This window comes from Pseudarthrobacter sp. 05T312 (assembly GCF_056396685.1).
In genome coordinates this window covers 65,630-92,367 of record NZ_JBFTLY010000005.1, presented here as the reverse complement: position 1 = coordinate 92,367, position 26,738 = coordinate 65,630, and the positions used below count along the sequence as shown (strand labels likewise).

27 protein-coding genes are annotated in these 26,738 nt (G+C 68.0%); 21 read left to right on the top strand and 6 right to left on the bottom strand.

From position 1 onward, the window contains the following. Positions 1 to 16: 16 nt before the first annotated feature. Both ligM and AC1DIP_RS09520 read left to right on the top strand, forming a co-directional pair. Entirely contained in the window at positions 17 to 1,429 is a 1,413-nt protein-coding gene (gene ligM, locus AC1DIP_RS09525) for a vanillate/3-O-methylgallate O-demethylase (RefSeq protein ID WP_477733585.1), read from the top strand. Next, positions 1,419 to 2,246, top strand: a complete 828-nt coding sequence (locus tag AC1DIP_RS09520; RefSeq protein ID WP_477733584.1) for a DUF1932 domain-containing protein — start codon at positions 1,419 to 1,421, stop codon at positions 2,244 to 2,246. The genes ligM and AC1DIP_RS09520 overlap by 11 nt, the downstream gene beginning before the upstream one ends. Positions 2,247 to 2,275: 29 nt before the next feature. Here the strand turns inward: AC1DIP_RS09520 and AC1DIP_RS09515 are convergent, their stop codons facing one another. After that, the gene (locus AC1DIP_RS09515; protein WP_476208066.1) at positions 2,276 to 2,512 is read right to left on the bottom strand and encodes a hypothetical protein; all 237 of its coding nucleotides are present in this window, start codon (positions 2,510 to 2,512) and stop codon (positions 2,276 to 2,278) included. 122 nt (positions 2,513 to 2,634) lie between these two features. Further along, positions 2,635 to 3,861, bottom strand: a complete 1,227-nt coding sequence (locus AC1DIP_RS09510; protein WP_476208064.1) for an aminotransferase class I/II-fold pyridoxal phosphate-dependent enzyme — start codon at positions 3,859 to 3,861, stop codon at positions 2,635 to 2,637. Positions 3,862 to 4,013: 152 nt separating this feature from the next. Here AC1DIP_RS09510 and AC1DIP_RS09505 point away from each other — a divergent pair, with 152 nt between their 5' ends. Together AC1DIP_RS09505 and AC1DIP_RS09500 are read left to right on the top strand one after the other, a co-directional pair. Beyond that, positions 4,014 to 4,937: an AEC family transporter gene (locus tag AC1DIP_RS09505; protein ID WP_477733583.1), complete on the top strand. Its 924-nt coding sequence runs from the start codon at positions 4,014 to 4,016 to the stop codon at positions 4,935 to 4,937. A 52-nt stretch (positions 4,938 to 4,989) separates the two neighbouring features. Next, a complete protein-coding gene (locus tag AC1DIP_RS09500; protein ID WP_477733582.1) occupies positions 4,990 to 6,075 on the top strand; it encodes an ATP-dependent DNA ligase in 1,086 nt (361 codons plus the stop codon). A 116-nt stretch (positions 6,076 to 6,191) separates the two neighbouring features. Here the strand turns inward: AC1DIP_RS09500 and AC1DIP_RS09495 are convergent, their stop codons facing one another. Next, on the bottom strand, positions 6,192 to 7,511 hold the full coding sequence (locus AC1DIP_RS09495) for an MFS transporter (protein ID WP_477733581.1): 1,320 nt from the start codon (positions 7,509 to 7,511) through the stop codon (positions 6,192 to 6,194). A gap of 230 nt (positions 7,512 to 7,741) precedes the next feature. On the opposite strand from AC1DIP_RS09495, the gene AC1DIP_RS09490 reads away from it, so the two are divergent. From AC1DIP_RS09490 to AC1DIP_RS09435, 12 genes are all read left to right on the top strand, one after another. Further along, the gene (locus AC1DIP_RS09490) at positions 7,742 to 8,599 is read left to right on the top strand and encodes an IclR family transcriptional regulator (protein WP_477733580.1); all 858 of its coding nucleotides are present in this window, start codon (positions 7,742 to 7,744) and stop codon (positions 8,597 to 8,599) included. 153 nt (positions 8,600 to 8,752) lie between these two features. Next, positions 8,753 to 9,634 (top strand): shikimate dehydrogenase, encoded by an 882-nt coding sequence (locus tag AC1DIP_RS09485; protein ID WP_477733579.1) that lies wholly within the window; start codon positions 8,753 to 8,755, stop codon positions 9,632 to 9,634. Continuing rightward, positions 9,634 to 11,505 carry a bifunctional sugar phosphate isomerase/epimerase/4-hydroxyphenylpyruvate dioxygenase family protein gene (locus tag AC1DIP_RS09480; protein ID WP_477733578.1) on the top strand — a complete coding sequence of 624 codons (1,872 nt, stop codon included), beginning with the start codon at positions 9,634 to 9,636 and terminating at the stop codon, positions 11,503 to 11,505. The genes AC1DIP_RS09485 and AC1DIP_RS09480 overlap by 1 nt, the downstream gene beginning before the upstream one ends. A 51-nt stretch (positions 11,506 to 11,556) precedes the next feature. Beyond that, entirely contained in the window at positions 11,557 to 12,429 is an 873-nt protein-coding gene (gene pcaH, locus AC1DIP_RS09475) for a protocatechuate 3,4-dioxygenase subunit beta (RefSeq protein ID WP_477733577.1), read from the top strand. Positions 12,430 to 12,434: 5 nt separating this feature from the next. Next, positions 12,435 to 12,989, top strand: coding sequence for a protocatechuate 3,4-dioxygenase subunit alpha (pcaG, locus tag AC1DIP_RS09470; RefSeq protein ID WP_477733576.1), 555 nt, complete (start codon positions 12,435 to 12,437; stop codon positions 12,987 to 12,989). Then, entirely contained in the window at positions 12,986 to 14,464 is a 1,479-nt protein-coding gene (locus AC1DIP_RS09465; RefSeq protein WP_477733575.1) for a lyase family protein, read from the top strand. Before pcaG ends, AC1DIP_RS09465 begins: the two co-directional genes overlap by 4 nt. Beyond that, entirely contained in the window at positions 14,457 to 15,275 is an 819-nt protein-coding gene (locus AC1DIP_RS09460) for an alpha/beta fold hydrolase (RefSeq protein WP_477733574.1), read from the top strand. The genes AC1DIP_RS09465 and AC1DIP_RS09460 overlap by 8 nt, the downstream gene beginning before the upstream one ends. Continuing rightward, complete coding sequence (pcaC, locus tag AC1DIP_RS09455) at positions 15,272 to 15,712, top strand: 4-carboxymuconolactone decarboxylase (RefSeq protein ID WP_477733573.1); 441 nt, start codon at positions 15,272 to 15,274, stop codon at positions 15,710 to 15,712. Before AC1DIP_RS09460 ends, pcaC begins: the two co-directional genes overlap by 4 nt. Continuing rightward, positions 15,709 to 16,923 carry a thiolase family protein gene (locus AC1DIP_RS09450; protein WP_477733572.1) on the top strand — a complete coding sequence of 405 codons (1,215 nt, stop codon included), beginning with the start codon at positions 15,709 to 15,711 and terminating at the stop codon, positions 16,921 to 16,923. The genes pcaC and AC1DIP_RS09450 overlap by 4 nt, the downstream gene beginning before the upstream one ends. Next, the gene (locus tag AC1DIP_RS09445; protein WP_477733571.1) at positions 16,923 to 17,612 is read left to right on the top strand and encodes a 3-oxoacid CoA-transferase subunit A; all 690 of its coding nucleotides are present in this window, start codon (positions 16,923 to 16,925) and stop codon (positions 17,610 to 17,612) included. Before AC1DIP_RS09450 ends, AC1DIP_RS09445 begins: the two co-directional genes overlap by 1 nt. A gap of 1 nt (position 17,613) precedes the next feature. Continuing rightward, positions 17,614 to 18,315 carry a 3-oxoacid CoA-transferase subunit B gene (locus AC1DIP_RS09440; RefSeq protein ID WP_477733570.1) on the top strand — a complete coding sequence of 234 codons (702 nt, stop codon included), beginning with the start codon at positions 17,614 to 17,616 and terminating at the stop codon, positions 18,313 to 18,315. Positions 18,316 to 18,326: 11 nt separating this feature from the next. Further along, complete coding sequence (locus tag AC1DIP_RS09435) at positions 18,327 to 19,139, top strand: IclR family transcriptional regulator domain-containing protein (RefSeq protein WP_477733569.1); 813 nt, start codon at positions 18,327 to 18,329, stop codon at positions 19,137 to 19,139. 14 nt (positions 19,140 to 19,153) lie between these two features. On the opposite strand, the gene ligK is transcribed toward AC1DIP_RS09435, so the two are convergent. Both ligK and AC1DIP_RS09425 read right to left on the bottom strand, forming a co-directional pair. Next, positions 19,154 to 19,837: a 4-carboxy-4-hydroxy-2-oxoadipate aldolase/oxaloacetate decarboxylase gene (gene ligK / locus AC1DIP_RS09430; RefSeq protein WP_477733654.1), complete on the bottom strand. Its 684-nt coding sequence runs from the start codon at positions 19,835 to 19,837 to the stop codon at positions 19,154 to 19,156. A gap of 22 nt (positions 19,838 to 19,859) precedes the next feature. Beyond that, positions 19,860 to 20,885 (bottom strand): amidohydrolase family protein, encoded by a 1,026-nt coding sequence (locus AC1DIP_RS09425; protein WP_477733568.1) that lies wholly within the window; start codon positions 20,883 to 20,885, stop codon positions 19,860 to 19,862. A gap of 191 nt (positions 20,886 to 21,076) precedes the next feature. Here AC1DIP_RS09425 and AC1DIP_RS09420 point away from each other — a divergent pair, with 191 nt between their 5' ends. From AC1DIP_RS09420 to AC1DIP_RS09400, 5 genes are all read left to right on the top strand, one after another. After that, positions 21,077 to 21,733, top strand: coding sequence for an FCD domain-containing protein (locus tag AC1DIP_RS09420; protein WP_476208035.1), 657 nt, complete (start codon positions 21,077 to 21,079; stop codon positions 21,731 to 21,733). A gap of 176 nt (positions 21,734 to 21,909) precedes the next feature. Continuing rightward, positions 21,910 to 23,088, top strand: a complete 1,179-nt coding sequence (locus tag AC1DIP_RS09415) for a Re/Si-specific NAD(P)(+) transhydrogenase subunit alpha (protein WP_476208033.1) — start codon at positions 21,910 to 21,912, stop codon at positions 23,086 to 23,088. Then, complete coding sequence (locus AC1DIP_RS09410; protein ID WP_476208032.1) at positions 23,088 to 23,408, top strand: proton-translocating transhydrogenase family protein; 321 nt, start codon at positions 23,088 to 23,090, stop codon at positions 23,406 to 23,408. The genes AC1DIP_RS09415 and AC1DIP_RS09410 overlap by 1 nt, the downstream gene beginning before the upstream one ends. Next, positions 23,405 to 24,778 (top strand): NAD(P)(+) transhydrogenase (Re/Si-specific) subunit beta, encoded by a 1,374-nt coding sequence (locus tag AC1DIP_RS09405; RefSeq protein ID WP_477733567.1) that lies wholly within the window; start codon positions 23,405 to 23,407, stop codon positions 24,776 to 24,778. The genes AC1DIP_RS09410 and AC1DIP_RS09405 overlap by 4 nt, the downstream gene beginning before the upstream one ends. A gap of 72 nt (positions 24,779 to 24,850) precedes the next feature. After that, positions 24,851 to 25,771, top strand: a complete 921-nt coding sequence (locus tag AC1DIP_RS09400; RefSeq protein WP_476208030.1) for a diacylglycerol kinase family protein — start codon at positions 24,851 to 24,853, stop codon at positions 25,769 to 25,771. Positions 25,772 to 25,792: 21 nt separating this feature from the next. On the opposite strand, the gene AC1DIP_RS09395 is transcribed toward AC1DIP_RS09400, so the two are convergent. After that, positions 25,793 to 26,632: an ACT domain-containing protein gene (locus AC1DIP_RS09395; protein WP_477733566.1), complete on the bottom strand. Its 840-nt coding sequence runs from the start codon at positions 26,630 to 26,632 to the stop codon at positions 25,793 to 25,795. Between the last annotated feature and the right edge of the window lie 106 nt (positions 26,633 to 26,738).

Genomic DNA, 26,738 nt, shown 5'->3' with positions numbered 1-26,738 from the left:
CGAAGGAGAACAGCCCATGGCCCCGAAATCCCTGCAGGACGTGCTCGATGCGGCGGGCAGCACCGTCGAACTGCTGCGCAATTCCCAACTTGGCACCTACATCTATCCGGTGGTCCCGGCAGAGTTCACCAACTGGCGGCGCGAGCAGCGCGCGTGGCGTGAAACGGCAGTCCTCTACGACCAGTCCCACCACATGGTCAACTTCTTCGTGAAGGGCGCCGATGCCTTGAAGCTCTTCTCGGACACCGGAATCAACAGCTTCGCCAACTTCCCGGTCAACACGGCCAAGCAGTTCGTGCCCACGGCCTCCAACGGCGGGGTGATCGGCGACGGCATCCTGTTCCACCTGGAAGAGCAGGAATTCGTCTACGTGGGCCGCGCGCCGGCTGCGAACTGGCTCCAGTTCCATGCCGAAACCGGCGGATACGACGTCGAATGCACCTACGATGACAGGTCGCCGTCACGCCCCTACGGCCAGGCAGTCAGCCGGAAGTACTACCGCTTCCAGATCCAGGGCCCCAGCGCCTGGCAGATCATCGAAAAGCTCAACGGCGGGACCCTGGAGCAGGTGAAGTTCTTCCACATGGGCCACCTGGGCATCGCCGGAGAGCAGGTCCGCACGCTGCGCCACGGCATGGCGGGAGCCCCGGGGCTGGAAATCTGGGGACCCTACGAACAGCACGGGAAGATCCGGGATGCCGTGCTCGAGGCCGGGGCTGAGTTCGGCCTCGAACCGTGCGGGTCGCGGGCCTACTCCTCAAACACGCTGGAATCGGGCTGGATCCCCTCTCCGCTGCCGGCCATCTACAGCAGCGACGCCGAGCGCGCCTACCGTGAATGGCTGCCGGCAACCAGCTATGAAGCGGTCAACGCGCTCGCCGGCTCGTTTGTCTCCGGGAACATCGAGGACTACTACCTGACCCCCTGGGAGCTGGGTTATGGCTCCTTCGTGAAATTCGACCACGACTTCATTGGCAGGGACGCCCTCCAGCAGATCGACCCCGCCGCGCAGCGGAAAAAGGTCACCCTCGCCTGGAACGACGAGGACCTGGCCGCCATCTGGGCATCGTTCCTGGACCGCGACAAGCCCGGCTACCAGTTCTTCGACGTCCCCAACGCCAACTATGGGTCGTCCAACTACGACTCCGTCATCGACGCCGACGGGACGGGGGTGGGCCTGTCGCTCTTCACCGGCGTGACGGCCAACGAACGCCGCGGCCTCTCGCTGGCCACGGTGGACCCCAACGTGGAGATCGGTACCGAGGTGCGGGTTGTCTGGGGCGAACCCGACGGCGGATCCCGGAAGACCACCGTGGAACCGCATGAACAGATCAGTGTCCGGGCCGTCGTCAGCCCCGCCCCCTATGCGGTGACAGCCCGAACCGAATACCACGGCGGCTGGCGGACCGCTGCCGCCGGTGGCCGCTAGGCAGGCGGAAACGGCCGGCCCCGCTGTTGCCGTCCTGGGCCTGGGGGAAGCCGGGAGCATCTATGCCGAGGACCTGGCCGGCCGTGGATTGCGGGTGACGGGGACGGACCCGGTGGTCCAGGCAGTCCCGCCAGGGGTGCTGCGGGCTCCTGGTGTCAGCGAAGCGGTGGCCGGCGCCGGCCTGGTGATCAGCCTGGTGGGCGGCACCGCGGCGGACACCGTCCTTGCGGAGGCGCTGGCCGCCATGCACCCGGAAGCCATCTTCGCGGACCTGAACACCGTGGCACCGGGCCAAAAGCGGCAGCTCGCGGAACGGGCCGCCAGGGGCGGAGTCCTGTTCGCCGACGTCGCCATCCTGGCGCCCGTTCCCCGCGGGCGGATCAATTCGCCCCTGCTGATTAGCGGCACGGGGGCCGATGCTCTGCTGTCACTCTTCACCGGATGGGGTATTCCGGCGGCCGGCGCGGGCGGCGAAGCCGGTGCTGCGGCCGGCCGGAAGCTGCTCCGCAGCGTGTTCATGAAGGGGCTGGCCGCGGCTGTGCTGGAGGCGGTCACGGCCGCCGAGGCGGCCGGGGCAAAAGACTGGATCATCAGCCAGATCGCAGCGGAACTTGGCCCGTCAGGCGATGCGCTGGTAGCGCGGTTGCTTGAGGGGACTCGGCTGCATGCCGTCCGGAGGGAAGCGGAGATGGTTGAGGTACGGGAGTTCCTTGAGTCGCTGGGGGCCGCCCACCCGGTCACTGACGCCACCATAGAGTGGCTGCAGTCCCTGGCGCAGCACCGGCAGGAGGGGCAGGTTGCGGACAGTCCTTCCTGACTACGCCCGCACCCGTCTTCCCGGTCCCGCTATGCCAGCCGCCAGACGCTGCACTCGTCCGTATTGATGGCTTTGCGCACCCCGCTGATGCGGTCAAGGATCCAGACCACGCCGATACCGGGCGCTGTTTCCTGCACGCTGCCGCGGCGGATCACCACGTCGTCATAGGAGGGCCCCACTGACAGGCGGGCTTCGATTTCATCGCCGCGGTGGAGCTGGTCCAGGGCGCGGACTCGTGTTACATGCGTGGTCGCTTTCTTCAACATCGCGGGGCCTCCTGGCTGGAGCTGGTGCCGGCTCTTGCCTGCACTACCAGTGTGGGCCGGGAATGTTGCGCGCCGGTTTCACCGCGGTTAGGGCGCGGTTAGTTCTTCGCGCCCGCCCGGTTTCAGGCAGCTGCCCCGCCGCGGTAGGCGGCCAGGAACGTGGAAATCCGCCGGACGGCTTCCTCGATGTCAAGCACCGAGGGGAGGATGACGAAACGGAAGTGGTCCGGCGCGGGCCAGTTGAACGCCGAACCGTGGGAAACCAGGATCTTTTGGTCCCGGAGCAGGTCCAGCACGAACTTTTCGTCGCTCTCGATCGGGTACAGGTCCGGGTCCAGGCGCGGGAACAGGTACATGGCGCCCGACGCCGGGACGCAGGTGACGCCGGGAATGGCAGTAAGGAGTTTGTGGGCAAGGTCCCGCTGCTCGCGCAGCCGCCCGCCCGGCTTCACCAGCGCGTCGATGCTCTGGTACCCGCCAAGGCAGGTCTGGATGGCGTGCTGCGCGGGAACGTTGGCGCACAGGCGCAGCGACGCCAGCAGTTCCAGGGCCTCACGGTAGGCGGCGGTGGCGGCCAGCGGGCCGGTGATGGCCACCCAGCCCGCACGGTAGCCGGGCATCCGGTAGGCCTTGGACAAGCCGCTGAAGGTCAGGCAGCAGACGTCCTCGGCCACGGCCGCGGTATGGATGTGCGTGGCGTCGCCGTAGAGCACTTTCTCGTAGATCTCGTCGGAGAACAGGACCAGGTTGTGCTTCCGGGCCAGGCCGGCGAACTGTTCCAGGATGTGCCGTGGGTAGACGGCGCCCGTGGGGTTGTTCGGATTGATGATCACGATCCCCTTGGTGCGGTTGGTGATCTTCGCTTCAACATCGGCCATGTCCGGCCACCAGTTGTCCGCCTCATCGCAGATGTAGTGCACGGCCTTGCCGCCGGTCAGGGTCACGGCGGCGGTCCACAGGGGGTAGTCCGGGGCGGGAACCAGGATTTCGTCGCCGTTCTCCATGAAGGCCTGCAGGCACATGGAGATCAATTCGCTGACGCCGTTGCCGACCACGATGTCCTCGACCCCGATGTTCATCAGGCCACGGGTCTGGTAGTACTGCGAGATGGCGGTCCGGGCCGTGAAGATTCCCTTGGAATCGCTGTAGCCCTGGGCACCGCGAAGGTGGTGGATCATGTCCACCACTACGGACTCGGGCGCTTCCAGCCCGAAAGGTGCCGTGTCCCCGAGGTTCATTTTGAGGATCCGGTGCCCTTCAGCCTCCATGTTCTTGGCGGCCTCAAGGATGGGACCGCGGAGTTCGTAACGGACATTGCGGAGTTTGCTGGAGTGTTGCATGGCGCGCATGGTTGATCTTTTCACAAAGCACGACGACGGGCGGCGGGGAAGGCCAGTCCGTGGACGCGTGCTGGCAGAGCGCTCCTTATTCGATAAGTTGTGAACTTGTAGTACTGCCTTCCTGCGGTGGTGCACGGCGGAACGGGAAGGAAGTACCCCACGTGGGCGGTGTGCTGATCGGACTGGCGGTGATCGGCGTCGTCATTGCCGTCGGATACCTTGCGGCGCGCTGCGGCCTGGGCGATGAACCCACCATCAACGCCCTGACCCGCACCGCCTTCTTCATCACCAACCCGGTCCTGCTGTTCACGGTGGTGCTGAAATCGGACCTGTCCGTGGTCTTTTCCGCCTATGTTCCGCTGGCCATGATCACGGCGGCGGCCACCGCGCTGTTATACGTGGCCGCCAGCCGGATCTGGTTCCGGCGGCCCCTGGCCGAGACCGCAGTGGGTGCCATGGCCGGCTCCTACGTCAACGCGAACAACATCGGCATCCCCATCACGCTCTATGCCCTGGGGGATGCAACCCCGGTGGCCCCGGTCCTGCTGGTCCAGCTCCTCCTGTTCGCCCCGCTGGTCCTGACCCTGCTGGACCTCTCGGAAGCCGGCCGGTTCTCGCCCCGGCTGATGCTCACGCAGCCCTTCCGCAACCCGATGATCATCGCCTCGCTCCTGGGTGTGGTCCTGGCGGCGTTCCACGTGGAGCTGCCCGCCCCGGTGATGGCGCCGCTCACCCTGCTCGGAGGTGCTGCTGTCCCGGTGGTGCTGCTGGCCTTCGGCATGTCGCTGCGCGGCACCAGGATGCTCCGGAGCGGCGGGCACACGGCCGAAATCCTCACTGCCACGGCGCTGAAGTCCGCTGCGATGCCTGCCGTGGCATACGTCGTCGGACGCTTCCTGTTCAACCTGGACCACCACATGCTCCTGGGGGTGGTGCTCATGGCTGCGCTGCCCTCGGCCCAGAACGTGTTCCTGTTCGCCAGCAAGTATGGGCGCGGGGTGGCCGTGGCGCGGGAGACCATCCTGCTCTCCACGGCGGCCGCTGCACCGGCGCTGGTGCTGGTCGTGTGGCTGCTGGCGGCCTGAAGCGGGCGCGCCGCCCTACCGCCCGGGCCGCCGGCCGGGCAAGAATGGGCACATGGAACTTCCCGTGATGCCGCCCGTCCCGCCCATGCTCGCCAAGGCCGTCAGCGGCATCGACGGCATCCCCGGCACCGGAGACCTCAGCTACGAACCCAAATGGGATGGCTTCCGGTCCATCATTTTCCGTGACGGCGATGACCTGGAAATCGGCAGCCGCAACGAAAAACCCATGACCCGCTACTTCCCGGAACTGGTGGCCGCGCTCAAGGAAAACCTGCCCCCGCGCTGCGTGGTGGACGGCGAGATCATCCTGGTGGGGGCGTCGGGGGACCGGCTGGATTTCGATACCCTGCAGCAGCGCATCCACCCCGCCGCCAGCCGGGTGAAGATGCTGTCGGAACAGACTCCAGCAAGCTTTGTGGCCTTCGACCTCCTGGCCCTGGGCGGCGACGACTACACCGGGCGGCCCTTTTCGGAGCGTCGGGCCGCGCTGGAGAAGGCGCTCGCCGGCAGCAAGGCGCCCGTCCACCTCACCGCCGCCACCACGGACAAGGACACCGCCGCGCAGTGGTTCGAGCAGTTCGAGGGGGCCGGGCTGGACGGCATCGTGGCCAAGCGGCTGGACGGCCGGTACGAGCCGGACAAGCGGGTGATGTTCAAGGTCAAGCATGAGCGGACCGCGGACTGCGTGGTGGCCGGCTACCGCCTGCACAAGAGCGGGCCGGACGCCATCGGCTCGCTGCTGCTGGGGCTCTACAAGGACGACGGCGGCCTGGCCAGCGTGGGAGTGATTGGCGCCTTCCCCATGAAGCGCCGGCAGGAGCTGTTCCAGGAGCTGCAGCCGCTGGTGACGGACTTCGACAACCACCCCTGGGCCTGGGCCAAGCAGGAGGAGGGCGAACGGACGCCGCGCAACGCCGAGGGCAGCCGCTGGAGTGCCGGGAAGGACCTGTCCTTCGTGCCCCTGCGGCCCGAACTGGTGGTCGAGGTCCGCTACGACCACATGGAGGGCGACCGGTTCCGCCACACCGCCCAGTTCAACCGCTGGCGGCCGGACCGGGACCCGGAATCCTGCACGTATGCGCAGCTGGAGGAGCCGGTGAACTTCGACCTCGCCTCGGTGCTGGAGACCGGCCGGTAGCCGCAGCGGCGCGTCCGCGCAGACGGGTCCGGTTTTAACGGGGGAGAGCCCGCCATTTGGGGGAATGGCGGGCTCTCCGGCCTGAAAACCGGGCCAGTCTGTGCGCGGCGGACGGCCTACTTCAGGCCGAGCAGCTTGGTGGGCGTCCGGAAGGATTCCTTTGCCGTCAGGGCGGATACGGCTGCGACGGCGCAGATGATGGCGGTGAAGATGCTGATCTGGACCCAGCCGCCGGGCTTGATGCCGCCCATGGCGGCGACGATTGCCGGGGCGAACCCTGCCATCAGGAAGCCCAGCTGGGTGCCGATGGCCAGGCCGGAAAAGCGGACCTTGGTGCTGAACATCTCGGCGTAGAAGGACGGCCAGACGGCGTTGGCTGCTGCATAGCCGCCGGAGAAGTAGCCGATGGCGGCAAGGAACATCAGCGCGACGCTGCCGGATTCCAGGCTGAGCAGGAACACGGGGGTCAGGATGGCGCTGGCCAGGGCACCGTAGATGAAGACGGGCTTGCGGCCGATCCTGTCCGCCAGCATTCCGAAGAGCGGCTGCGTGCCCAGGGCCACGATATTGGCGGCCACGACCAGCCAGAGGGTGGTGGTGCCGTCCACGCCGGCCACGGTCTTGGCGTAGCTGATGGCGAGGGTGCCGAACACGGTGGAGACGGCGGCGATGAAGGCGCAGCAGATAACGCGGAGGACGTCGCGCCAGTGGCCCTTGAGCAGGTCCGCCACGGGAAGCTTGGCGATCTCGGCGTTCTTCCGGGCTTCCTCGAACGCGGGCGGCTCGTGCAGGGTGCGGCGGATGAGGAATGCCACCACGACCACCACGGCGCTGAGCCAGAAGGGAATGCGCCAGCCGATGCCGTACTTGATCTCATCCGGCAGTGCCAGGACGGGGATGAACACCAGGGCCGCGAGGATCTGGCCGCCCTGGGTGCCGGTGAGGGTCCAGGAGGTGAAGAAGGAGCGGCGGTTGTCCGGGGCGTGCTCCAGGGTCATGGAGGACGCACCTGCCTGCTCGCCTGCCGCGGAGAGGCCCTGGCAAAGGCGGGCCAGCACCAGCAGCGCCGGGGCCCACCAGCCAACGGTGTGGAAGTCGGGCAGGCAGCCGATGATGAAGGTGGAGGCACCCATGAGCAGCAGGGTGAACATCAGGACCTTCCGGCGTCCCACGCGGTCGCCGAAGTGGCCCAGGATGATCGCGCCGATGGGACGTGCCACGTAGGCGAACCCGAAGGTCGCGAAGGACATGATGGATGCGTTGGCATCGGCGTTGGGGAAGAAGACCGTGGGGAAAATCAGTGCTGCGGCGGAGCCGAAGATGAAGAAGTCATAGTATTCGACGGCGCTGCCCAGGAAGCTGGCGACGGCGGCCCTCTTGGGCGTCCCGGCGTGGGTGAGGGCGCCCTCCCCGGCGGACGGAAGTGTCTGGCTCATGGTGTTCCTTTGGTGTGACGACATTGTCGCGGATGGATCTGGGGTCCGCAGCCGCCGTTGCCTTGGTGCGGGCGGGGATGCGGCTGGAGTCCGGTAGAAAGACCCGGCAGGGGTAGCCACATGGTGGGAGCTACTTGTGCGATACAGAAACTATGACTGTGAGGACAGTCACCTGTCAAGAAAATAATCACCATCTAGAAATAGCTCTCACATTGTGGCAATATCGAAGCATGAGTGTGAACCAAGCCACAATGAACGACGACGTTCAGCCGGACCCAGCCGCGCTGGCCGAAGAGCCCGAGGGTGCAACCAGGGCGGGGGCCAGGAAGGCGGCGGACCGCACGGACATGGTGGGCAAAGCCCTGGGACTGCTGGTGCTGCTGGGGGAGGAGCCCCGCGGTGCAAGTGCCGCCGAAATATCCCGCCGGGCGGAACTGCCGTTCAGCACCACCTACCGCCTGCTCGGATCACTGGCGCGCGATGGATTCGTGGACTACGAGCCGGATGGCCGCCGGTACCACCTCGGCCTCCGGATCTTCCAGCTGGGCCAGCGCGTTTCCAACCACCACGGTTTCGCCGGCACGGCCATGCCGGTATTGCGCAGGGTGACTGCCGAAACCGGTGAAGCAACCATCCTCAGCGTCCGCGACGGCCTCCACCATCTCACTGTCAGCAAGGTGGACGGCCCGCAGATTTTCCGGGTGACCAGCGACCCCGGCCACCTGGGATCCCTGTCCACCACCGCCGTCGGAAAGGCCCTGGTGGCATTCGCCGAGGATGCGGAGCGCGAAAAGCTCCTCGCAGAGTTGCCGCTTGAGCCGCTGACCGGGAAGTCCATCACGGACCGGGAGGCGTTCCGGGCCGAGATTGCCCAGGTGCGCCGGCAGGGGTACGCCGTCATGGATGAAGAGAATGAGGCCGGCATGCGGGCGGTTGCCGTGCCGCTGCTCAACAGCCAGGGTCACGCCTTCGCGTCACTGGCAACGGCGGTTCCCGTCTTCCGGCTGGACCTGGCGGACCTGATCGCCCATGTTCCCCTGCTGCAGGAGGCTGCCGCCGAGCTGGCGGCCCGGCTGCCGCAGCGATAGCGCGCTCGGCGCACGCCCACTTCTCGCCACCCGTTTGTTCGTATAAAGAACATAAGTGCGATAAGTGAACATCTGTTGTACTGTAATCCCTATCACCCCGCAGCGCGGCCTGAGTCCGCGCCTGCCCGGTGCCGTACCAAAGGAGCTGCACGCATGAGCATTCGAACTGAGTCCTACCTGGTGGGACTGGTTGGTGACGGCGTCACGCCATCGCTCACGCCGCCCATGCACGAACGGGAAGGTGACGTGCAGGGCCTGCGCTACCTGTACCGGCCCATCGACCTGCTGGAACTGGGGCTGACCGGGGAATCGGTGGGCGCCATCCTGGACAGTGCCCGCACCCTGGGCTTCAACGGCCTGAACATCACCCATCCCTGCAAGCAGCTGGTCCTGCAGCACCTGGACGAGGTCAGCCCGGACGCGCGGCGGCTCGGTGCCGTGAACACCGTGGTCATCCGGGACGGCCGCTTCATCGGCCACAACACGGACTTCTCCGGCTTTGCTGCCGCCCTGGCATCCGGCCTGCCCGGCGCGCGGCTGGACCGCGTGGTCCAGCTCGGCGCAGGAGGTGCCGGCTCCGCCGTCGCCTACGCCCTCCTCAGCGCAGGTGTGCAATCCCTTGACCTGGTGGACATGGATCCGCAGCGCGCCGCGGCGCGGGCCGCCGAACTGGCAGGCTTCTTCCCGGACAGCACCGTGACGGCACGCACGACGACGGAGCTGCCGCAGCTGATGCGCGTGGCCGACGGCCTGGTGCACTGCACGCCGGTAGGCATGGCAGCCCACCCGGGCGTCCCGCTGGATATGGATTTGCTGGAGCCCCGGCACTGGGTGGCGGACATCGTCTACCGCCCCATCGACACCGAACTGGTCCGCGGCGCCCGCGCCAAGGGCTGCGAGGTCCTGGACGGCGGCCGGATGGCGGTGGGCCAGGCAGCCGACGCCTTCCGGATCTTCACCGGGCTGGAAGCTGACCCGGAACGCATGCGCTCCCACTTCCTGGAGCTTGTGGCCGCCGAGGCGGTGGCCGCCTGATGCGCACCGGAATCGCCACCGTGTGCCTCTCCGGCACCCTGAAGGAAAAGATGCAGGCCTGCGCCATCGCCGGCTTTGACGGGATTGAGATCTTCGAGCAGGACCTGGTCACCTCACCGCTGAGCCCCGAGGACGTACGCAGGATGGCAGCGGACCTGGGCCTCGGCCTGGACCTGTACCAGCCCTTCCGCGATTTCGACGGCGTCACCCCGGACCTGCTCAAGGCCAACCTCCGGCGCGCGGAGGCCAAGTTCAAGCTCATGGCGCGCCTGGGCATGGACACCATCCTGGTCTGCTCCAACGTGGCCACCGCCACCATCGACGATGACGGCGTCCGCGCCGAACAGCTGGCGCAGCTGGCAAACCTGGCGGGGGACCACGGCGTCAAAGTCGCCTACGAAGCCCTGGCATGGGGCAAGTACGTCAACGACTACGAGCATGCCTACCGTTTGGTGGACATGGTGGACCACCCCAACCTGGGCACCTGCCTGGACTCTTTCCACATCCTCTCCCGCGACTGGGACACTGCCCCGATCGAGGACATCAACCCGGAAAAGATCTTCTTCGTCCAGGTGGCGGACGCCCCCAAGCTCTCCATGGACGTCCTGTCCTGGAGCCGCCATTACCGCGTGTTCCCGGGCGAGGGACAGTTCGAGCTGGCCAAGTTCATGGGCCACGTGGTCCGCGCCGGCTACACCGGGCCGGTTTCGCTCGAGGTGTTCAACGACGTCTTCCGCCAGTCGGACGTCGAGCGCACCGCGGTGGATGCCATGCGGTCCCTGATCTGGCTGGAGGAGCAAAGTGCCAAATGGCTCGCCGGCACCGAAGCCGCACCCGGCACCGCAGCCGCGCTCCGCCGTCGCTATCCCATGGAACTTGCCACGCTGCCCAAGGTCAACGAGCCCGCCGGCTTCAACTTCGCCGAGGTCAAAGCGGACGATACCGCCCAGCTGGAGAAGCTCCTGGGCCAGCTCGGGTTCCAGTTCGAAGGCCGCCACCGTACCAAGGACGTGCAGCTGTGGACCATGGGGCAGGCCCGGGTCATCATCAACGAGCAGGCGGCGCAGCACGCTGAGCCGGCCATCGCGGCGCTGGGATTCGACGTCGATTCCCCCGTGATCGCCTCAGCCCGCGCCCAGCAGCTCAAGGCCCCCGTGGTGGCCCGCAAGGTCCAGGCGGACGAGGAAGTGTTCCAGGGCATCGCCGCGCCGGACTCCACCGAGATCTTCCTCTGCCAGGGCAGCCCGGACGGCACCGCGGCCTGGACGCACGAATTCGGCGAAGGGCTGGAACACCCCTCGGCCGGAACCACGGCGGTCATCGACCACGTCAACCTGGCCCAGCCCTGGCAGCACTTCGATGAAGCCGTCCTCTTCTACACCAGCGCCCTGGCCCTGGAGCCGCAGCCATTCGCCGAGGTTCCCAGCCCCAGCGGGCTGGTGCGCTCGCAGGTCATGCAGACCTCCGACGGCGCGGTGCGGCTGGTCCTGAACCTCGCCCCGATCCAGCAGGCCCGGCACGAGGCCCGCAAGACCTACCAGGAACACATCGCCTTCGCCGTGGAGGACCTCGTGGCCACCGCCCGGGCCGCCCGGGAGCGCGGCCTGGAATTCCTGCAGATCCCGGCCAACTACTACGAGGACCTGGACGCCCGGTTCGACCTGGAACCCGGATTCCTGGCCACCCTGCAGGAGCTCAACCTGCTCTTCGACCGGGATGCCGACGGCGAGTTCCTGCACTTCTACACCGCGACCGTGGGCAGCGTGTTCTTCGAAATGGTCGAACGCCGCGGCGGCTACGACGGCTACGGCGCCCCGAACGCCCCGGTACGGCACGCGGTCCAGTACGACTCGCTGCACCGCACCACTTAAACCCGCACCACCCAGACGCAACAAACCCAACAGATCAGAAAGGAGCCAGCCGTGAAGGAAGACATCAACGCCGAGCTGGAGTCGGAGGAGCTCGTGCCCCCGGCCGAACCGAAGGCTGCCCACCAGCCCCTGGACAAGGCCATCGAGTCGCAGGCGGACCTCAGCGCAGAGATCAACGCCATCGGCGAGGCCTACCGCCGCGCGCTCAAGGACGGCGGCCGGCCGGAGATCCAGCCCCGGCTGGACTACCCGCCGTACCGCAGCAGCATCCTGCGCCACCCCACCAAGAGCCTGCAGCACGCGGACCCGGAAACCATCGAGCTGTACTCGCCGGCCTTCGGGCACCAGGACGTGCACGCCCTGGAATCGGACCTCACCATCCAGCACAACGGCGAGCCCCTGGGCGAGCGCATCATCGTCTCCGGCAAGGTCCTGGACGGCGACGGCCGCCCGGTGGCGGGCCAGCTCGTGGAAATCTGGCAGGCCAACTCCTCCGGCCGCTACATCCACAAGCGTGACCAGCACCCCGCACCCATCGACCCCAACTTCACGGGTATTGGCCGCTGCATCACCGGCCCGGACGGTTCTTACCGGTTCATCACCATCAAGCCCGGGGCGTACCCGTGGAAGAACCACCTGAACGCGTGGCGGCCGGCGCACATCCACTTCTCGCTGTTCGGCACCGAGTTCACCCAGCGCATCATCACCCAGATGTACTTCCCCGGCGACCAGCTGTTCCCGCTGGACCCGATCTACCAGACCATCGTGGACCAGGACGCCCGCGACCGGCTGGTGGCCACGTATGACCACAGCATCACCGAGCCCGAATGGGCCCTGGGCTACAACTGGGACATCGTCCTGACTGGCCCGAAGCGCACCTGGACCGAAAACGAGGCGCTCGGCGCCGAAGGCGACGAGGAGTAGGAAAGATGACCAAGCTGGTACCCACCCCCGGCCAGACCGTGGGCCCCTTCTACGGCTACGCGCTCCCGTTCGAGAAGGACAACGAACTCCTGCCTCCCGGCTTCCCGGGCTCCATCCGCCTGCAGGGCACCGTGTACGACGGGGCCAGCCACACCATCCCGGACGCCATCCTGGAAATCTGGCAGCCCGACGCGGACGGCAAGGTTGTCCAGCGCACCGGTTCCCTGGTCCGCGACGGCTACACCTTCACCGGCTGGGGCCGCGGCGCCGTGGGCAACTCCGGCGTCTTCACCTTCACTACCGTCAACCCCGGCCCCACCAAGCCGGGAGCGGCACCGTTCATTTCGGTGGCCCTTTTCGCCCGCGGCCTGACCAACCGGCTGTTCACCCGCATCTACCTGCCGGAGGACACCGAGGCACTGGCCAACGATCCCCTGCTCAGCTCGCTGGACCCGGAGCGCCGCAAGACGCTCATCGCCCGCCGCGACGCCGACGGCGGCCTCACCTGGGACATCCGCCTCCAGGGTGAGGGCGAGACGGTCTTCCTGGACTTCCAGTGACCCACGCCGCCGCTTTGGGAGACTTGCGCGCCTTCGCGGAAGAGGCCGACGCCGGCCTGCTCACCCCCGTCTCAGCGTCGCCGTTGGTGGCGGCGCTGACGGGGGACCGGGCCGTGCTGGCGGCCATCCTCGCCGTCGAAGCCGGCTGGGCCGCCGTGCTGCAACGGGCCGGGCTGGCACCGGCCGGTGCGGCCGCCGTCGTCGCCTCCGCCGCCGAGGCGGGGCGCTACGACCTGGCCGGTATCGCGCTGCGCGCCCAAGGCGGCGGCAACCCGGTGATCCCGCTGCTGGCGGACCTCCGGAAGAACGTAGCGGCGCTCGATGCCGCGGGAATTGGTGCCGCAAAGGCCGTGCACACCTCCCTGACCAGCCAGGACGTGCTGGACACTGCCTTGATGCTGCTGGCCCGCAACACCGTCCACGCGGTGCTGGCAGACCTGAAAGGCACCACGGCTGCGCTGGCACACCTTGCCGGGCAGCATGCGGACACGCTGTGCGTGGGCAGGAGCCTGACGCAGCATTCGCTTCCGTATACGTTTGGGCTGCGGGCCGCGCAGTGGTTCCAGGGCGTGGCTGCCGCAGGGCGCCAACTGGAAAACCTTGAATTCCCGGTCCAGTTCGGCGGAGCGGCGGGAACACTCGCTGCCGGAACCGTGCTGACGGCTGGCTCCGACGCCACGCCGTTCACCCTGGCCGACGCCCTGGCGGCCCAGCTGGGCCTCGCCCCGGCCGCGGCTCCCTGGCACACCAACCGCCTGGCCATCACGTCCCTGGGCCATGCGCTGGCTTCCACGCTGGACGCCTTCGGAAAGATCGCCGCCGACGTCCTGTTCCTGAGCCGGCCCGAGGTGGCTGAAGTCGCCGAGCCGCGGGCGGCCGGGCGCGGGGTCTCCTCGGCCATGCCGCAGAAGCAGAACCCGGTGCTGTCCGTCCTGGTCCGCAGCGCCGCGCTGCAGGCACCGCAGCTTGCCGCCCAGCTGCACGTGGCCGCCGCCAACTTCAACGACGAACGCCCGGACGGCGCCTGGCACACCGAATGGCCGGCCCTCCGCCAGCTGCTGGCCCTGGCCCTCGGCGCCGCAGGCCACCTGCGGGAACTCGCCGAAGGGCTCCGGGTGTTCCCGGACGGCATGCGCCGCAACCTCGACCTGTCCGGCCCGCTGCTGCTGGCCGAAGGCGTCACCGCCGCCGTGGCTCCGCTGCTTGCGGAGCAGGACGGGCGCACCGGCAAGCAGCAGCTGCAACAGGTGGTGGACCGGACCCTCGAAGCACCTCCTTCGGAGCAAGCCGGAACGTACCGCAGGCTGTTCCGCGAAGCCGTCCCCGCCGCCGTCGTCCCGGACGCCCGGCTGGAGGAACTCCTGGACCCCGCCAGCTACCTGGGCCAATCGGCGGAGATCACCCGCCGCATCCTTGCCGCCTACCCCGAATTTGATTCCACCACCACCGACGCGAATGGAGCTTCCCGTGGCTAAGCCGGCCTTGAAGGCAGCGCTGCTGTCCCCCCAACGTCCCCTGGGCGACCACCCCCTGATCGTGGCAGGCCCGTCCCTGGGCACCTCCACGATCCTGTGGAACAGGGTGGCGTCCCTGCTCGGCAATGATTACGACGTAGTGGCCTGGGACCTCCCCGGCCACGGGGTTTCGCCCGCCGCCGTCGAAGGGTTCGACGTCGCCGCGCTCGCTGATGCCGTGGTGGACCTGGTGGACTCCATCGCCCCCGGCGAAAACTTCCACTACGCCGGGGTTTCCCTGGGCGGCGCGGTGGGCCTGCAGCTGGGCATCAAGCACGGTGGACGGCTGAAGAGCCTCTCCGTGCAGAACAGCGGCGCCAAGATTGGCACCCCCGAAGGCTGGCTGGAGCGCGCGGAAACCGTCCGCACGCAGGGCACGCCCGTGATGATCCAGGGGTCCGCCCAGCGCTGGTTCGCGCCGGGCTTCATGGACCGGGAACCCGAGTTCAGCAGCAGGCTCCTGCATGCCCTGCGCGACGCCGACCGCTTCAGCTACGCCTTCTGCTGCGAAGCGCTGGCCGCCTTCGACGTCCGGGAAGAGCTGGGCAGCATCACCGTCCCCACCCAGGTGATCGCCGGGTCCCTGGACGGTGTGGCCACGCCCGCCATGGCCGAGGAAGTGGCCGCGGGTATCACCGCAGCGGGCGGCACCGCGACGGCGGTGACCGTGGAGGGCATCTCCCACCTGGCACCCGCGGAGGCCCCGGCCCATGTTGCGGACCTGATGCGCAGCCTGGCCACCTGGGCCGAATCACGGCAGGCCGCCCAGTGAGCGGCGCTGAACACGACGGGGCGCAGCGCCACGGCGTAGTCCAGCCCGGCGCCACCAGCCAGGAGATCTACGACGGCGGCATGGCGGTCCGGCGCCAAGTGCTCGGTGACGCGCACGTGGACCGCGCCAACACCAACAAGGACGAATTCACCGACGACTTCCAGGACATGATCACCCGCATCGCCTGGGGCGGCATCTGGACCCGGCCCGGCCTGACCCGCCAGATGCGCTCAGCGGTCACCATCACCGCCATGGTGGCGCACGGCCACTGGGAGGAGCTGGCCATGCACATCCGCGCCGCCCTCCGGAACGGCCTCAGCAGGGATGAGATCAAGGAAATCCTGCTGCAGACCGCCATCTACTGCGGAGTCCCCTCCGCCAACACCGCCTTCAAGACCGCCCAGCAGGTCTTTCGAGAAATGGATACCACCCCGTGAACCAGGCTTTTGTGTACGACGCTGTGCGCACCCCCTTCGGCAAGTTCGGCTCCGGCCTTGCTGCCGTCCGTCCGGACGATCTTGCCGCGCACGTCATCAAGGAATCCGTAAAGCGGGCGCCGTCCCTCGACGTCGAGCGGATCGACGAAGTGGTGTTCGGCAACGCGAACGGTGCCGGTGAGGAGAACCGCAACATCGCCCGGATGGGCACGCTGCTGGCCGGGCTCCCGGTTTCCATCCCGGGCACCACGGTGAACCGGCTCTGCGGGTCCTCGCTGGATGCGGCTATTATTGCCTCCCGCCAGATCAACGCCGGCGACGCCGACCTGATGCTCGTCGGTGGCGCCGAGTCGATGTCCCGCGCCCCATGGGTGCTGCCCAAGACGGAGAAGCCCTACCCGGCCGGGGACATGACCCTGGCGTCCACCACGCTGGGCTGGCGCCTGGTGAACAAGGCGATGCCCAAGGAGTGGACCATCTCCCTGGGCGAAGCCACTGAGCGGCTCCGTGAAAAGTACGGTGTGACCCGGGAGGCGCAGGACGAGTTCGCCGCTGCCTCGCACAACCTGTCCGCCGCCGCCTGGGACGAAGGGTTCTACGACAACCTGGTCACCCCGGTCCCCGGCACGGACCTGGTCCGCGATGAAGGCATCCGTGCCGGGTCTTCGGCGGAGAAGCTCGCGGGGCTGAAGACCGTGTTCCGGGCAGAGAACGGCACTGTTACCGCCGGTAACGCGTCCCCGCTGTCCGACGGCGCCTCCGCGGCCTGGATCGGTTCCGAGGCGGCCGCCGGGCTGCTGGGGCTGGACCCGCTGGCGCGTATCGCCGGGCGCGGCGCGCACGCCAATGATCCGCAGTACTTCGGTTACGCCCCGGTCGAGGCGGCGAACAAGGCCCTCGAAAAGGCGGGGATCGGCTGGGAGCAGGTGGGCGCCGTCGAACTTAACGAAGCCTTCGCGGCGCAGTCCCTGGCCTGCATCAACGCCTGGGGTGTTGACCACTCGATCGTGAACCGGCACGGCGGGGCGATTGCCATGGGGCACCCGCTGGGCGCTTCCGGGACCCGGATCCTGGGCACCCTGGCCCGGTCCCTGCAGGCCTCCGGCGAACGCTGGGGCGTCGCCGCGATCTGCATCGGCGTGGGCCAGGGCCTGGCCGTCGTGCTCGAAAACATGACCGCCGCCGGAACCAACACTGGAAAGGACCAGTAATGCTGAACTTCGTAGATTCGGTCCAGGACGCCGTCGCCGGCATCAAGGACGGCTCCACCGTGATGATCGGCGGGTTCGGCAACGCCGGCCAGCCGTTCGAACTGATCGACGCGCTGCTGGACTGCGGCGCCACGGACCTGACCGTGGTGAACAACAACGCCGGCCAGGGAGACCAGGGCCTGGCCCTGCTGATCAAGGAGGGCCGGGTGAAGAAAATGATCTGCTCGTTCCCGCGGCAGTCCGATTCCTGGCACTTCGACGCCAAATACAAGGCCGGCGAAATCGAGCTCGAACTCGTCCCGCAGGGCAACCTCGCCGAACGCATCCGCGCCGCGGGGGCCGGCATCGGCGGGTTCTTCACCCCCACCGGCTACGGCACCATGCTGGCCGAGGGCAAGGAAACCCGTTTCCTCGATGGCAAGTGGCAGGTCTTCGAGACCCCCATCCACGCCGACGTCGCCCTGGTCAAGGCCCTCAAGGCGGACGGCAAGGGCAACCTGGTGTACCGCAAGACCGCCCGGAACTTCGGTCCCATCATGGCCGCGGCCGCGAAGCGCACCATCGTCCAGGTCTCCGAAATCGTCCCGACCGGGGGACTGGACCCGGAGAACGTGGTCACCCCGGGGATCTACGTCAACAGCATCGTCAAAGTTGCCGGCAGCGGCAGCGCAGCAGGAAAGGCGGCCTGAGATGAGCCTCACCGAAACCAGCATCAAGACGTCCGAAACGCCGCTGGGCCGCGATGACCTGGCCAAACTGGTGGCCAGGGACATCGCGCCCGGGTCCTTCGTGAACCTGGGCATCGGCCAGCCCACCCTGGTGTCCAACTACCTCACCGAGGAACAGGACATCACCCTCCACACGGAGAACGGCATGCTGGGCATGGGCCCGGAAGCCAAGGGCGACCAGATCGACGGCGACCTGATCAACGCCGGCAAGATCCCGGTGACCGAACTCCCCGGTGCGTCCTACTTCCACCACGCGGACTCGTTCGCCATTATGCGCGGCGGGCACCTGGACATCTGCGTCCTGGGCGCCTTCCAGGTCTCCGCCACCGGTGACCTCGCGAACTGGCACACCGGGGCCCCCGGGGCGATTCCCGCCGTCGGGGGTGCCATGGACCTGGCCACCGGTGCCAAGGACGTCTTCGTGATGATGACGCTTTTGACCCGCGAGGGCGCCTCGAAGATCGTGGACGCGTGCACCTACCCGATCACCGGCGTCGGCTGCGTCACCCGCGTCTACACGGACAAGGCTGTCTTCCTCATCGGCCCGGACGGGGTCTCCGTCCGGGAAACCTTCGGCTGCACCCTCGAGGAACTCCAGGAACTGGTGCCCGTCCCGCTGAAGGCCACGCCCGTCGCCGGACGCCAGGACCCGGGCGCGTCCTAGGATTGGTAACCATGACCGACGCCGCAGGTACCGACACCAGGCCCGCCCCGCAGGCCGGCGACCAGTATGTCCAGTCGCTGGCCCGGGGGCTGGCGGTAATCCGTGCCTTCGACGCCGACCGTCCCGTCATGACGCTCACCGAGGTCGCCTCCCGCACTGGCCTGACACGGGCCACGGCGCGCCGCTTCCTGCACACGCTGGTGGAGCTCGGCTACGTACGGACCGACGGCAAGACCTTTGCGCTGACCGCCAAGGTCCTCCAGCTGGGGTACGCGTACCTTTCCGGGCTGTCGCTGCCGCAGCTCGCACAGCCGCACCTGGAGGAGCTGTCCCTCAAGCTGGGCGAATCCACGTCCGCCGCGGTGCTGGACGGAACGGACATCGCCTATATTGCGCGGGTGACCAGCCGCCGGATCATGACCGTTGGCATCACCGTGGGCACCCGGTTCCCGGCCTATGCCACCTCGATGGGCCGGGTGCTGCTCGCTTACCTCCCGCCCGCGGACCTGAAGGCCTACCTGGCGTCCGCCGAGGTCAGGCCGCTCACTCCGCGCGCCCTGGGCTCCGTGGACCAGCTGGTGGCGGTCCTTGACAGCGTCCGGGCCCAGGGCTGGTGCCTGCTGGACCAGGAACTGGAGCTGGGGCTCATGTCCGTGGCCGCGCCGGTGTACGACGGGGCCAAGGTGGTGGCGGCCGTGAACGTGTCGCTGCAGGCCCAGTCCGTGGAGGCCAAACCGGACCCGCAGGCGTACCTGGCATCGGTGGCGCAGGAGATCGTTGCCACCGCCAAGCTGATTTCCGCCGACCTTACAGCCCGGGGCTAGCAGGAGCCCGGGCTTCAGTCCACGTACCGCAGTCCGGCTTCCTCCAGCGGTCCGCGCATGCCGTAGATGTCCAGGCCCAGCTCTCCTGCTGCGAAGCGCCCACGCTTGGCTTTCTCGTTGTCTTCGCGTTTCCGGGCGGCTTCCGCGACGTCGGCGGCACGGGAGGCAGGGACCACGGCCACGCCGTCGACGTCGGCAATCACCACGTCCCCGGGGCTCACCAGCGCGTTGGCGCAGACCACCGGGATATTCACTGAGCCGAGGGTGGCCTTCACGGTGCCCTTGGAGTTGATGGCCCGGCTGAACACGGGAAAGTCCATGGCCTGTAGGGCTGCCACATCGCGGCAGCCGCCGTCAATGACCAGGCCGGCTGCACCCTGCGCCCGGAGCGATGTTGCCAGCAGCTCGCCAAAGAAGCCGTCCTCGCATTCGGTGGTGCAGCCGGCCACCACCACGTCTCCGGGCCGGACCTGTTCGGCCGCGACATGCAGCATCCAGTTGTCGCCGGGCTGCAGCAGGACGGTCACAGCGGTCCCGCACAGGGTGGCGCCGGGGTAGACGGGACGGATGTAAGGGCGCATGAGTCCCAGCCTCCCCATGGCTTCATGGACCGTGCTGACGCCGAAGGCGGAGAGGGCCTTGACGGCGTCCCCCGGCGCGCGGGTGATGTTGGTGTGGACCACCCCAAGTTCCTGCATCATGGTTCCCTTCGACGGCATCTCACCTGCCCTGCCGCTTGAGCAGGGCGTCAAGGCGCGGATAGGCGGCACGTGCGTTGTGCTCATGGATGGCACCGAGTTCGGCCTCGTCGAGGCCGGCGGCGTCGATGTAGCGTGCCGTGTCGTCGAAATGGTGGCCGGTCCACGGATCGATGTCCCGGACCGCGCCGATCATTTCGGAGGCGAAAAGGATGTTCTGCGTGGGGATGACTTCCAGCAGCAGGTCGATTCCGGGCTGGTGGTAGACGCAGGTGTCGAAAAAGACGTTCTGCAGGAGGTGTTCTTCCAGTTCGGGTTTCCCCAGGGCCATGGCAAGGCCGCGGAAGCGCCCCCAGTGGTAGGGCACTGCGCCGCCGCCGTGGGGAATGATGAGCTTCAGGGTGGGGAAGTCCCTGAACAGGTCTCCCTGGATGAGCTGCATGAACGCGGTGGTGTCCGCATTGAGGTAGTGGGCGCCGGTGGTGTGGAAGGCCGGGTTGGCGCTGGTGCTCACATGGACCATGGCTGGGATGCCGTACTCCACCATTTTCTCGTAGACCGGATACCAGTGCCGGTCAGTCAGGGGCGGGGCAGTCCAGTAGCCGCCGGACGGGTCGGGGTTCAGGTTCAGGGCCACGGCCCCGTAATCCTCCACGCAGCGCGTCAGTTCGGGGAGGCAGGTTGCAGGGTCCACGCCGGGGGACTGGGGGAGCATGGCGGCCGGGACGAACCGTTCGGGGTAGAGCCGGCTGACCCGGTGGCAGAGTTCGTTGCAGATGGCAGCCCATTCCGCCGAGGTTTCGAAGGAACCGACGTGGTGGGCCATGAAGGACGCCCGTGGCGAGAAGATGGTGAGGTCGATGCCACGCTCATCCATGAGCCGCAGCTGGTTCGCCTCGATGCTTTCGCGCAAGTCGTCGTCGGAAATCGCCAGGTCGGTGCGGGATGGCGCCAGTGAAGGATCCTGGAGGGCCGCCACCTGCCGGTCACGCCACAACCCAAGGGCGTCCGGGGCCGTGGTGTAGTGGCCGTGGATGTCAATAATCATCGCGCATGCTCCTGGCAGGGGCGCCTGCCGAACGGCGCCGTTCTAACTCGATAACCGCACAAGCAAATGTTGTCAGCAATATAGCTAACAATCAATGTTTTCCCGGGCCGGGGCGGACAAGTCTGGAGTACGCTGAATCCGGAAAATTGTCAGCAAAATTGGCAACCGGCCGAACAGGGAGATGGTGGGCAGTGGAAACCGTGGATGGAACGGGCCGGGCCCTCACGGCTGCCGAGCTCGCGGAGCTGCTGCGCACCGCCATCGTCAGCGGGGAACTGGTTCCCAACCAGCGCCTGGTGGAAGGTGACCTCGCTGCCGAGTACGGAGCAAGCCGCGGAAACATCAGGGTGGCCCTCTCGGAGTTGAGCGTGGAAGGCCTGGTGGAGCGCGTCCAGAACCGCGGGGCCAGGGTGCGTGCCGTCTCCGTGGACGAGGCCGTTGAAATCACCGAGGTGCGAGCTGCGCTGGAGGCGTTGTGTGCCCGCAAAGCCGCGGAACGGGCCACGGACAGTGACATTGCGGAGCTGCAGGAGCTGGCCGAGCGGATGAAGGGCGCCGTGGACCGCGGAGACCGGGAGTCCTACTCGGAAGGCAACCAGGCGATGCACGAAAAGATCATTGCCATGAGTGCGCAGAAGACCGCGGCAGCAACCATCCAACGTCTCCGCGGACAGGCCGTCCGCTTCCAGTTCCGCCTGGCACGCCAGCCGGGACGCCCGGCCGTCTCGCTCCCGCAGCACCTTGCCGTCATTGATGCCGTCTGCGCGCACGATGCCGACGCCGCCGCAGAGGCCATGCGCGTCCATCTGGAAAGCGTGGCCGACGCCATCCGCGCCAGCAACAAGTAGCCCCAACCGGTCTAGCCCGGGGGACGCCGCAGACCGGGAAGTCCCGGGCTGACAGGCGAATCGTTACCCACAACCTCCCCGCCGGCTACTCCCGCCGCGGGCCGCCGCGCTCTAGACTCAAGCCAACTGCGTGCAGCAGAGCCGCTGCACAGCTCGTCAGGAAGAGGAGTCGGCGGGTGAAACTGGGGATTCCGCGGGAACGCAGGGAGGGCGAGCGGCGCGTCGCCGCCACTCCCGATACCGTCAGGCAACTGGCGGCGATGGGACTGGACGTCCTGGTGGAAACCGGGGCGGGGGACGCCGCCGGGCATGCCGATGCCGGCTACCAGCAGGCCGGTGCCACCATCGTCCCGGTACTGGACACTACGGCCCTGGATGTCCTGGCCCACGTCCGGCCCCTTGACCCGAACACCGCCGCGTCCCTGCAAAAGGGAGCCGTGACGGTGGGGCTCGCGTCGCCGTCGTCCGAACTGCCCGCGGTCCAGGCGCTCGCTGACAACGGAATCACCTCCTTCGCCCTGGAACTGGTGCCCCGCATCTCCCGCGCCCAGTCCATGGACGCCCTGACCTCCCAGGCCCTGGTGGCCGGCTACCGCTGCGTCCTGGAGGCCGCCATCAGGCTGCCCCGGTTCTTCCCGCTGTACATGACAGCGGCGGGAACCGTCCCGCCAGCCCGCGTCCTGGTGCTCGGCGCCGGCGTGGCAGGGCTGCAGGCGATCGGCACCGCCAAACGGCTCGGTGCACGCGTCTTCGCGAACGACATCCGCCCCGCCTCCGCCGACGAGGTTGCGTCCATGGGCGGCACCTTCATCCGGCTGGACCTGGAAACCGCTGAAGCGGCCGGCGGCTACGCGCGGCAGCTCAGCTCCGACGCCGGAACCCGGCAGCGGCAGCTGCTGGCACCCCACGTGGCGCAATCGGACGTCCTGATCACGACGGCGGCAGTCCCCGGCCGTCCCGCGCCGCTTTTGGTGACGCGCGCGATGGTCCAGGGCATGCGCCCCGGTTCGGTCGTGGTGGACCTCGCCGCGGAATCCGGGGGCAATGTTGAAGGCTCCGTGGCAGGCCAGGACATCCCCATTCCCACCGCCGACGGAACCGGACACATCACCCTGGTGGGCTTGAAGGATCCGGCCTCCGCGATGGCGTCGGACGCCTCACGCCTCTACGCCAAGAACGTCGCCAACCTGCTGGCACTCCTGGTCCATGACGGCAGCCTCACGCTGGATTTCGACGACGAAGTAGTGGCCGGTGCCTGCCTCACCCACGCCGGGGAGGTGCGGCACCGTCCCACCGCGGAGCTGCTCGCGGCGCGGACGGCCACGGCAGCAGCGGGACAGGAAGGAACACGCTGATGGACGGAATCGCCCTGCTGACCATCACCGTGCTGGCGGTGTTCGTTGGCTTCGAGGTGGTCTCCAAGGTCTCCAGCACCCTGCACACGCCGTTGATGTCCGGCGCCAACGCCATCCACGGGATCATCCTGGTGGGGGCCATCATCGTCGCCGGCCAGGCCGCCGATCCGCTGGTGCTCGCGGTGGCGCTGCTCGCCGTCGTCCTCGCCACGGCCAACCTGGTGGGCGGGTTCGTGGTGACGGACCGGATGCTGCACATGTTCCATGCCAGGAAGGCCCCGGCCAAGGCAGGCGCCCAGCCCGAGGCAGGCAATAAATGAGCCTTCTTGACCCCGTCTGGACCTCGCTGCTCTACCTCGCCGCTGCGGTCTGCTTCATCCTCGCCCTGCGCGGACTCAGTTCCCCCCGGACGGCCCGCCGCGGAAACCTGGTGGGGGCACTTGGTGCGCTGATCGCCGTCGTCACCGTCTTCCTGTCCGCCCGGCTCGAGAACATCCCCTGGATCCTGGCCGCCATCGCCGTGGGTTCCGCGGTGGCGGCGCCCGTGGCGCGGCGGGTGAAAATGACGCAGATGCCGCAGCTCGTGGCCCTGTTCAACGGGGTGGGCGGCGGCGCGGCGGCCCTGGTGGCGCTCCTGGAGCTGGGCCACGCGGAAAACCCCTGGGTCCGGGTGGCGATTGTGTTCACGCTCCTGGTGGGCGCGGTGTCCTTCGCCGGTTCCGGGATTACGTTCGCCAAGCTGCAGGAACTGATGACCACCCGGCCGGTGGTCTTCCCGGGCCTTCCCGTGGTGATGGCGCTGGTCCTGCTGGCTGCCGTGGCGGCCGGCGTGGCCGTGGTCCTCACCGGAGCTGTTCCGCTTGCGGTCCTGCTGCTGGTCCTGGGCCTTGCCGCCGGTGTCCTCCTGGTGCTGCCCGTGGGCGGCGCCGACGTGCCCATCGTCATCTCACTCCTGAACGCCTTCACCGGCCTGGCCGTCGCGGCTTCGGGCCTGGTGCTGGGCAACGTCCTGCTGGTGGTGGCCGGCACCCTGGTGGGAGCCTCCGGCACCATCCTCACCCGGGCCATGGCGGCCGCCATGGGCAGGAGCGTGGCAGGCATCCTGTTCGGCGCTTTCCGGGGAGGTTCGACGGCGGGGTCCACGGCAGTGAGCGAACGTCCGGTCCGGTCGTCCTCGGCGGAGGACGTGGCGGTGCTGCTGGGGTATGCCCAGCGGGTGATCATCGTCCCCGGCTACGGGCTGGCGGTGGCGCAGGGCCAGCACACGGCTGCCGAGCTGGCCCTGGCCCTGGAAGCGCGGGGCATCAAAGTGGACTTTGCCATCCATCCCGTGGCCGGGCGCATGCCGGGCCACATGAACGTTCTGCTGGCGGAAGCCAATGTGCCCTATGAATCGCTCAAGGAGATGGGGGAGATCAACCCGGAGTTCAAGACCACCGATGTGGCCCTGGTGGTGGGTGCCAATGATGTGGTGAACCCGGCCGCCAAGACGTCCTCCGGGTCCCCGATCTACGGGATGCCCATCCTGGAGGTGGCGGAGGCCCGGCAGGTGGTGTTCCTGAAGCGCTCCATGCGCCCGGGATTCGCCGGAATCGAGAACGACCTGCTGTACGAGCCCCAGACATCCCTGCTGTTCGGGGATGCCAAGGACTCGCTGGCCCAGGTGCTGGGCGCGGTCAAGGCACTGTAGGCGGGGAACAGCCCCCGCGCCGGGTTACCCTTCTCTCAGAAGCTTGCTTTCCATCCGCCATCAGAGGACGCCATGACTGAGACCAGCTCCACTTCGCCCAAACGCGCCGCCATCATCGTCAATCCCGCCAAGCCGGTGGACATCGACGTGCGCGGGCTGGTGGCCAAGCATTGCGTGGAAAACGGCTGGGGCGAGGCCATCTGGCTGGAAACCACCAAGGAGGATCCCGGGGTCGGGCAGGCGAAGGAAGCGCTGGCCCAGGGTGCGGATATCGTCATCGCTGCCGGCGGTGACGGTACCGTCCGCTGTGTCGCTGAGGTCCTGGCCGGCGGGGACACCCCAATGGGCCTGCTGCCGCTGGGGACAGGCAACCTGTTGGCCCGGAACCTGGGCCTGGACGTGACCGATTACGACGCCGCCATGGCCGGGGCCCTGATCGGTACCGAACGGAAAATCGACGTGGTCCGTGCCCGGCGCAGCGACCCGGACAAGGAGCAGGTGTTCCTGGTCATGGCCGGCGTGGGATATGACGCCACCATCATGGCGGACACCAACGAGGACCTGAAGGACAAGGTGGGCTGGCTGGCCTATGTGGACGCCGGCATCCGTAACCTGCCCGGCAAGCCCGTCAAGGCGACCGTGGTGATCGACGGCAAGGACGTGGTGCACCGCGGGGTCCGCAGCGTGATGGTGGGCAACTGCGGCAAGGTCCAGGGCGGCCTGGAGATCTTCCCCGACGCCAAGGTGGACGACGGCCTGCTGGACATCGCCGTGCTGGCACCCCACCATGGCAAGCTCGGCTGGCTGTCCGTGCTGGCCGGCATCATCGGCCGGGGCAAGAACAGGGATACCGCGGTGGAGTACTTCCAGGGCAAGACCGTGGAGATCACCCTTGAGCACAACGACGACTACCAGCTGGACGGCGACCACGAAGGCGAGGGCAAGCACGTCCTGATGACCGTGGAGCCCGGTGCCCTGACCCTGCGGATGTAGGGACGCCGGACGGAGGGGCGGTTACGCGCGAGGTCCCTCCGTCCGGCGGTACGAGAGGATCTCGGCCAGCTCCGCCAGGCGGTGCGCCCGGGCGGATTCGGCCGGGGTGAAAGGCTCGCCGGGCCGGGAGAAGGTAATGGGGCCGTGCCAGGCCGTGGGGATCTTAAGCCAGGTCCCGTCGTCGGACCCTTTGGCGCCGGCGTCCGACGGCGGCACGATCCCGGCATGCAGCAGCTCGGCCACCGCCAGGGGCAGTTCGTCCGGGGCGGCAGCGATCCTCGACGCCAGGCTCAGCGCCCTGGTCTGTCCGTCTGCCATGGCCAGTGCCGTAGTGGGCCAGACGTGCGAATGGCTCCCGCCGGCGTCGGACAGCGCCGCAAGCAATTCACGCTCACCCACGGTCCCCGGGGCCGAGAGTACGAACTCATCCAGGACTCCGCCCGGGGCCGGGTGGACGTGGATGCCAAGGATGTTCGCATCCAGCCTGGCCAAGGCCCGCGTGATCCGCTGCAGCGACCCTGGCTGGTCCCGGAGCAGCGTCCGCGCCCGCCACAGCGACGGTGCCGCTGCCAGCCGCCGGCGGTGACGCAGTGCCGGCGCATGCAGCCAGCTGCGGAGGACCCGGGCGGCGGACGGCTCGGCCACCCAGATCACCAGGACCGTGGCGGTGAGCGTCAGCACCAGCACCTTGGCCACGTAAGGGAGGTGGGCCTCCACCACGAGGGCGTGGACCAGGAGCTCGATGGGCAGCATGGTGGCGACATTTGCCAAGGTCAGCCGGGCCTTGGGCGGCTCCGGCATCCGGCCGCAGACTTCGCAGCTCAGTTCAGCGGCAGGGGTGTTGCGCGGAGGGCGGGTCATGACTCAAGCATCAGCCGGTGCTGTTTCCGCCGCATTGCCTCCAGATTCCATTCATGGGAACGTGTTGGCCGGTTTCGGAGGCTTCCGGCGTAGGATTTACCAGGAA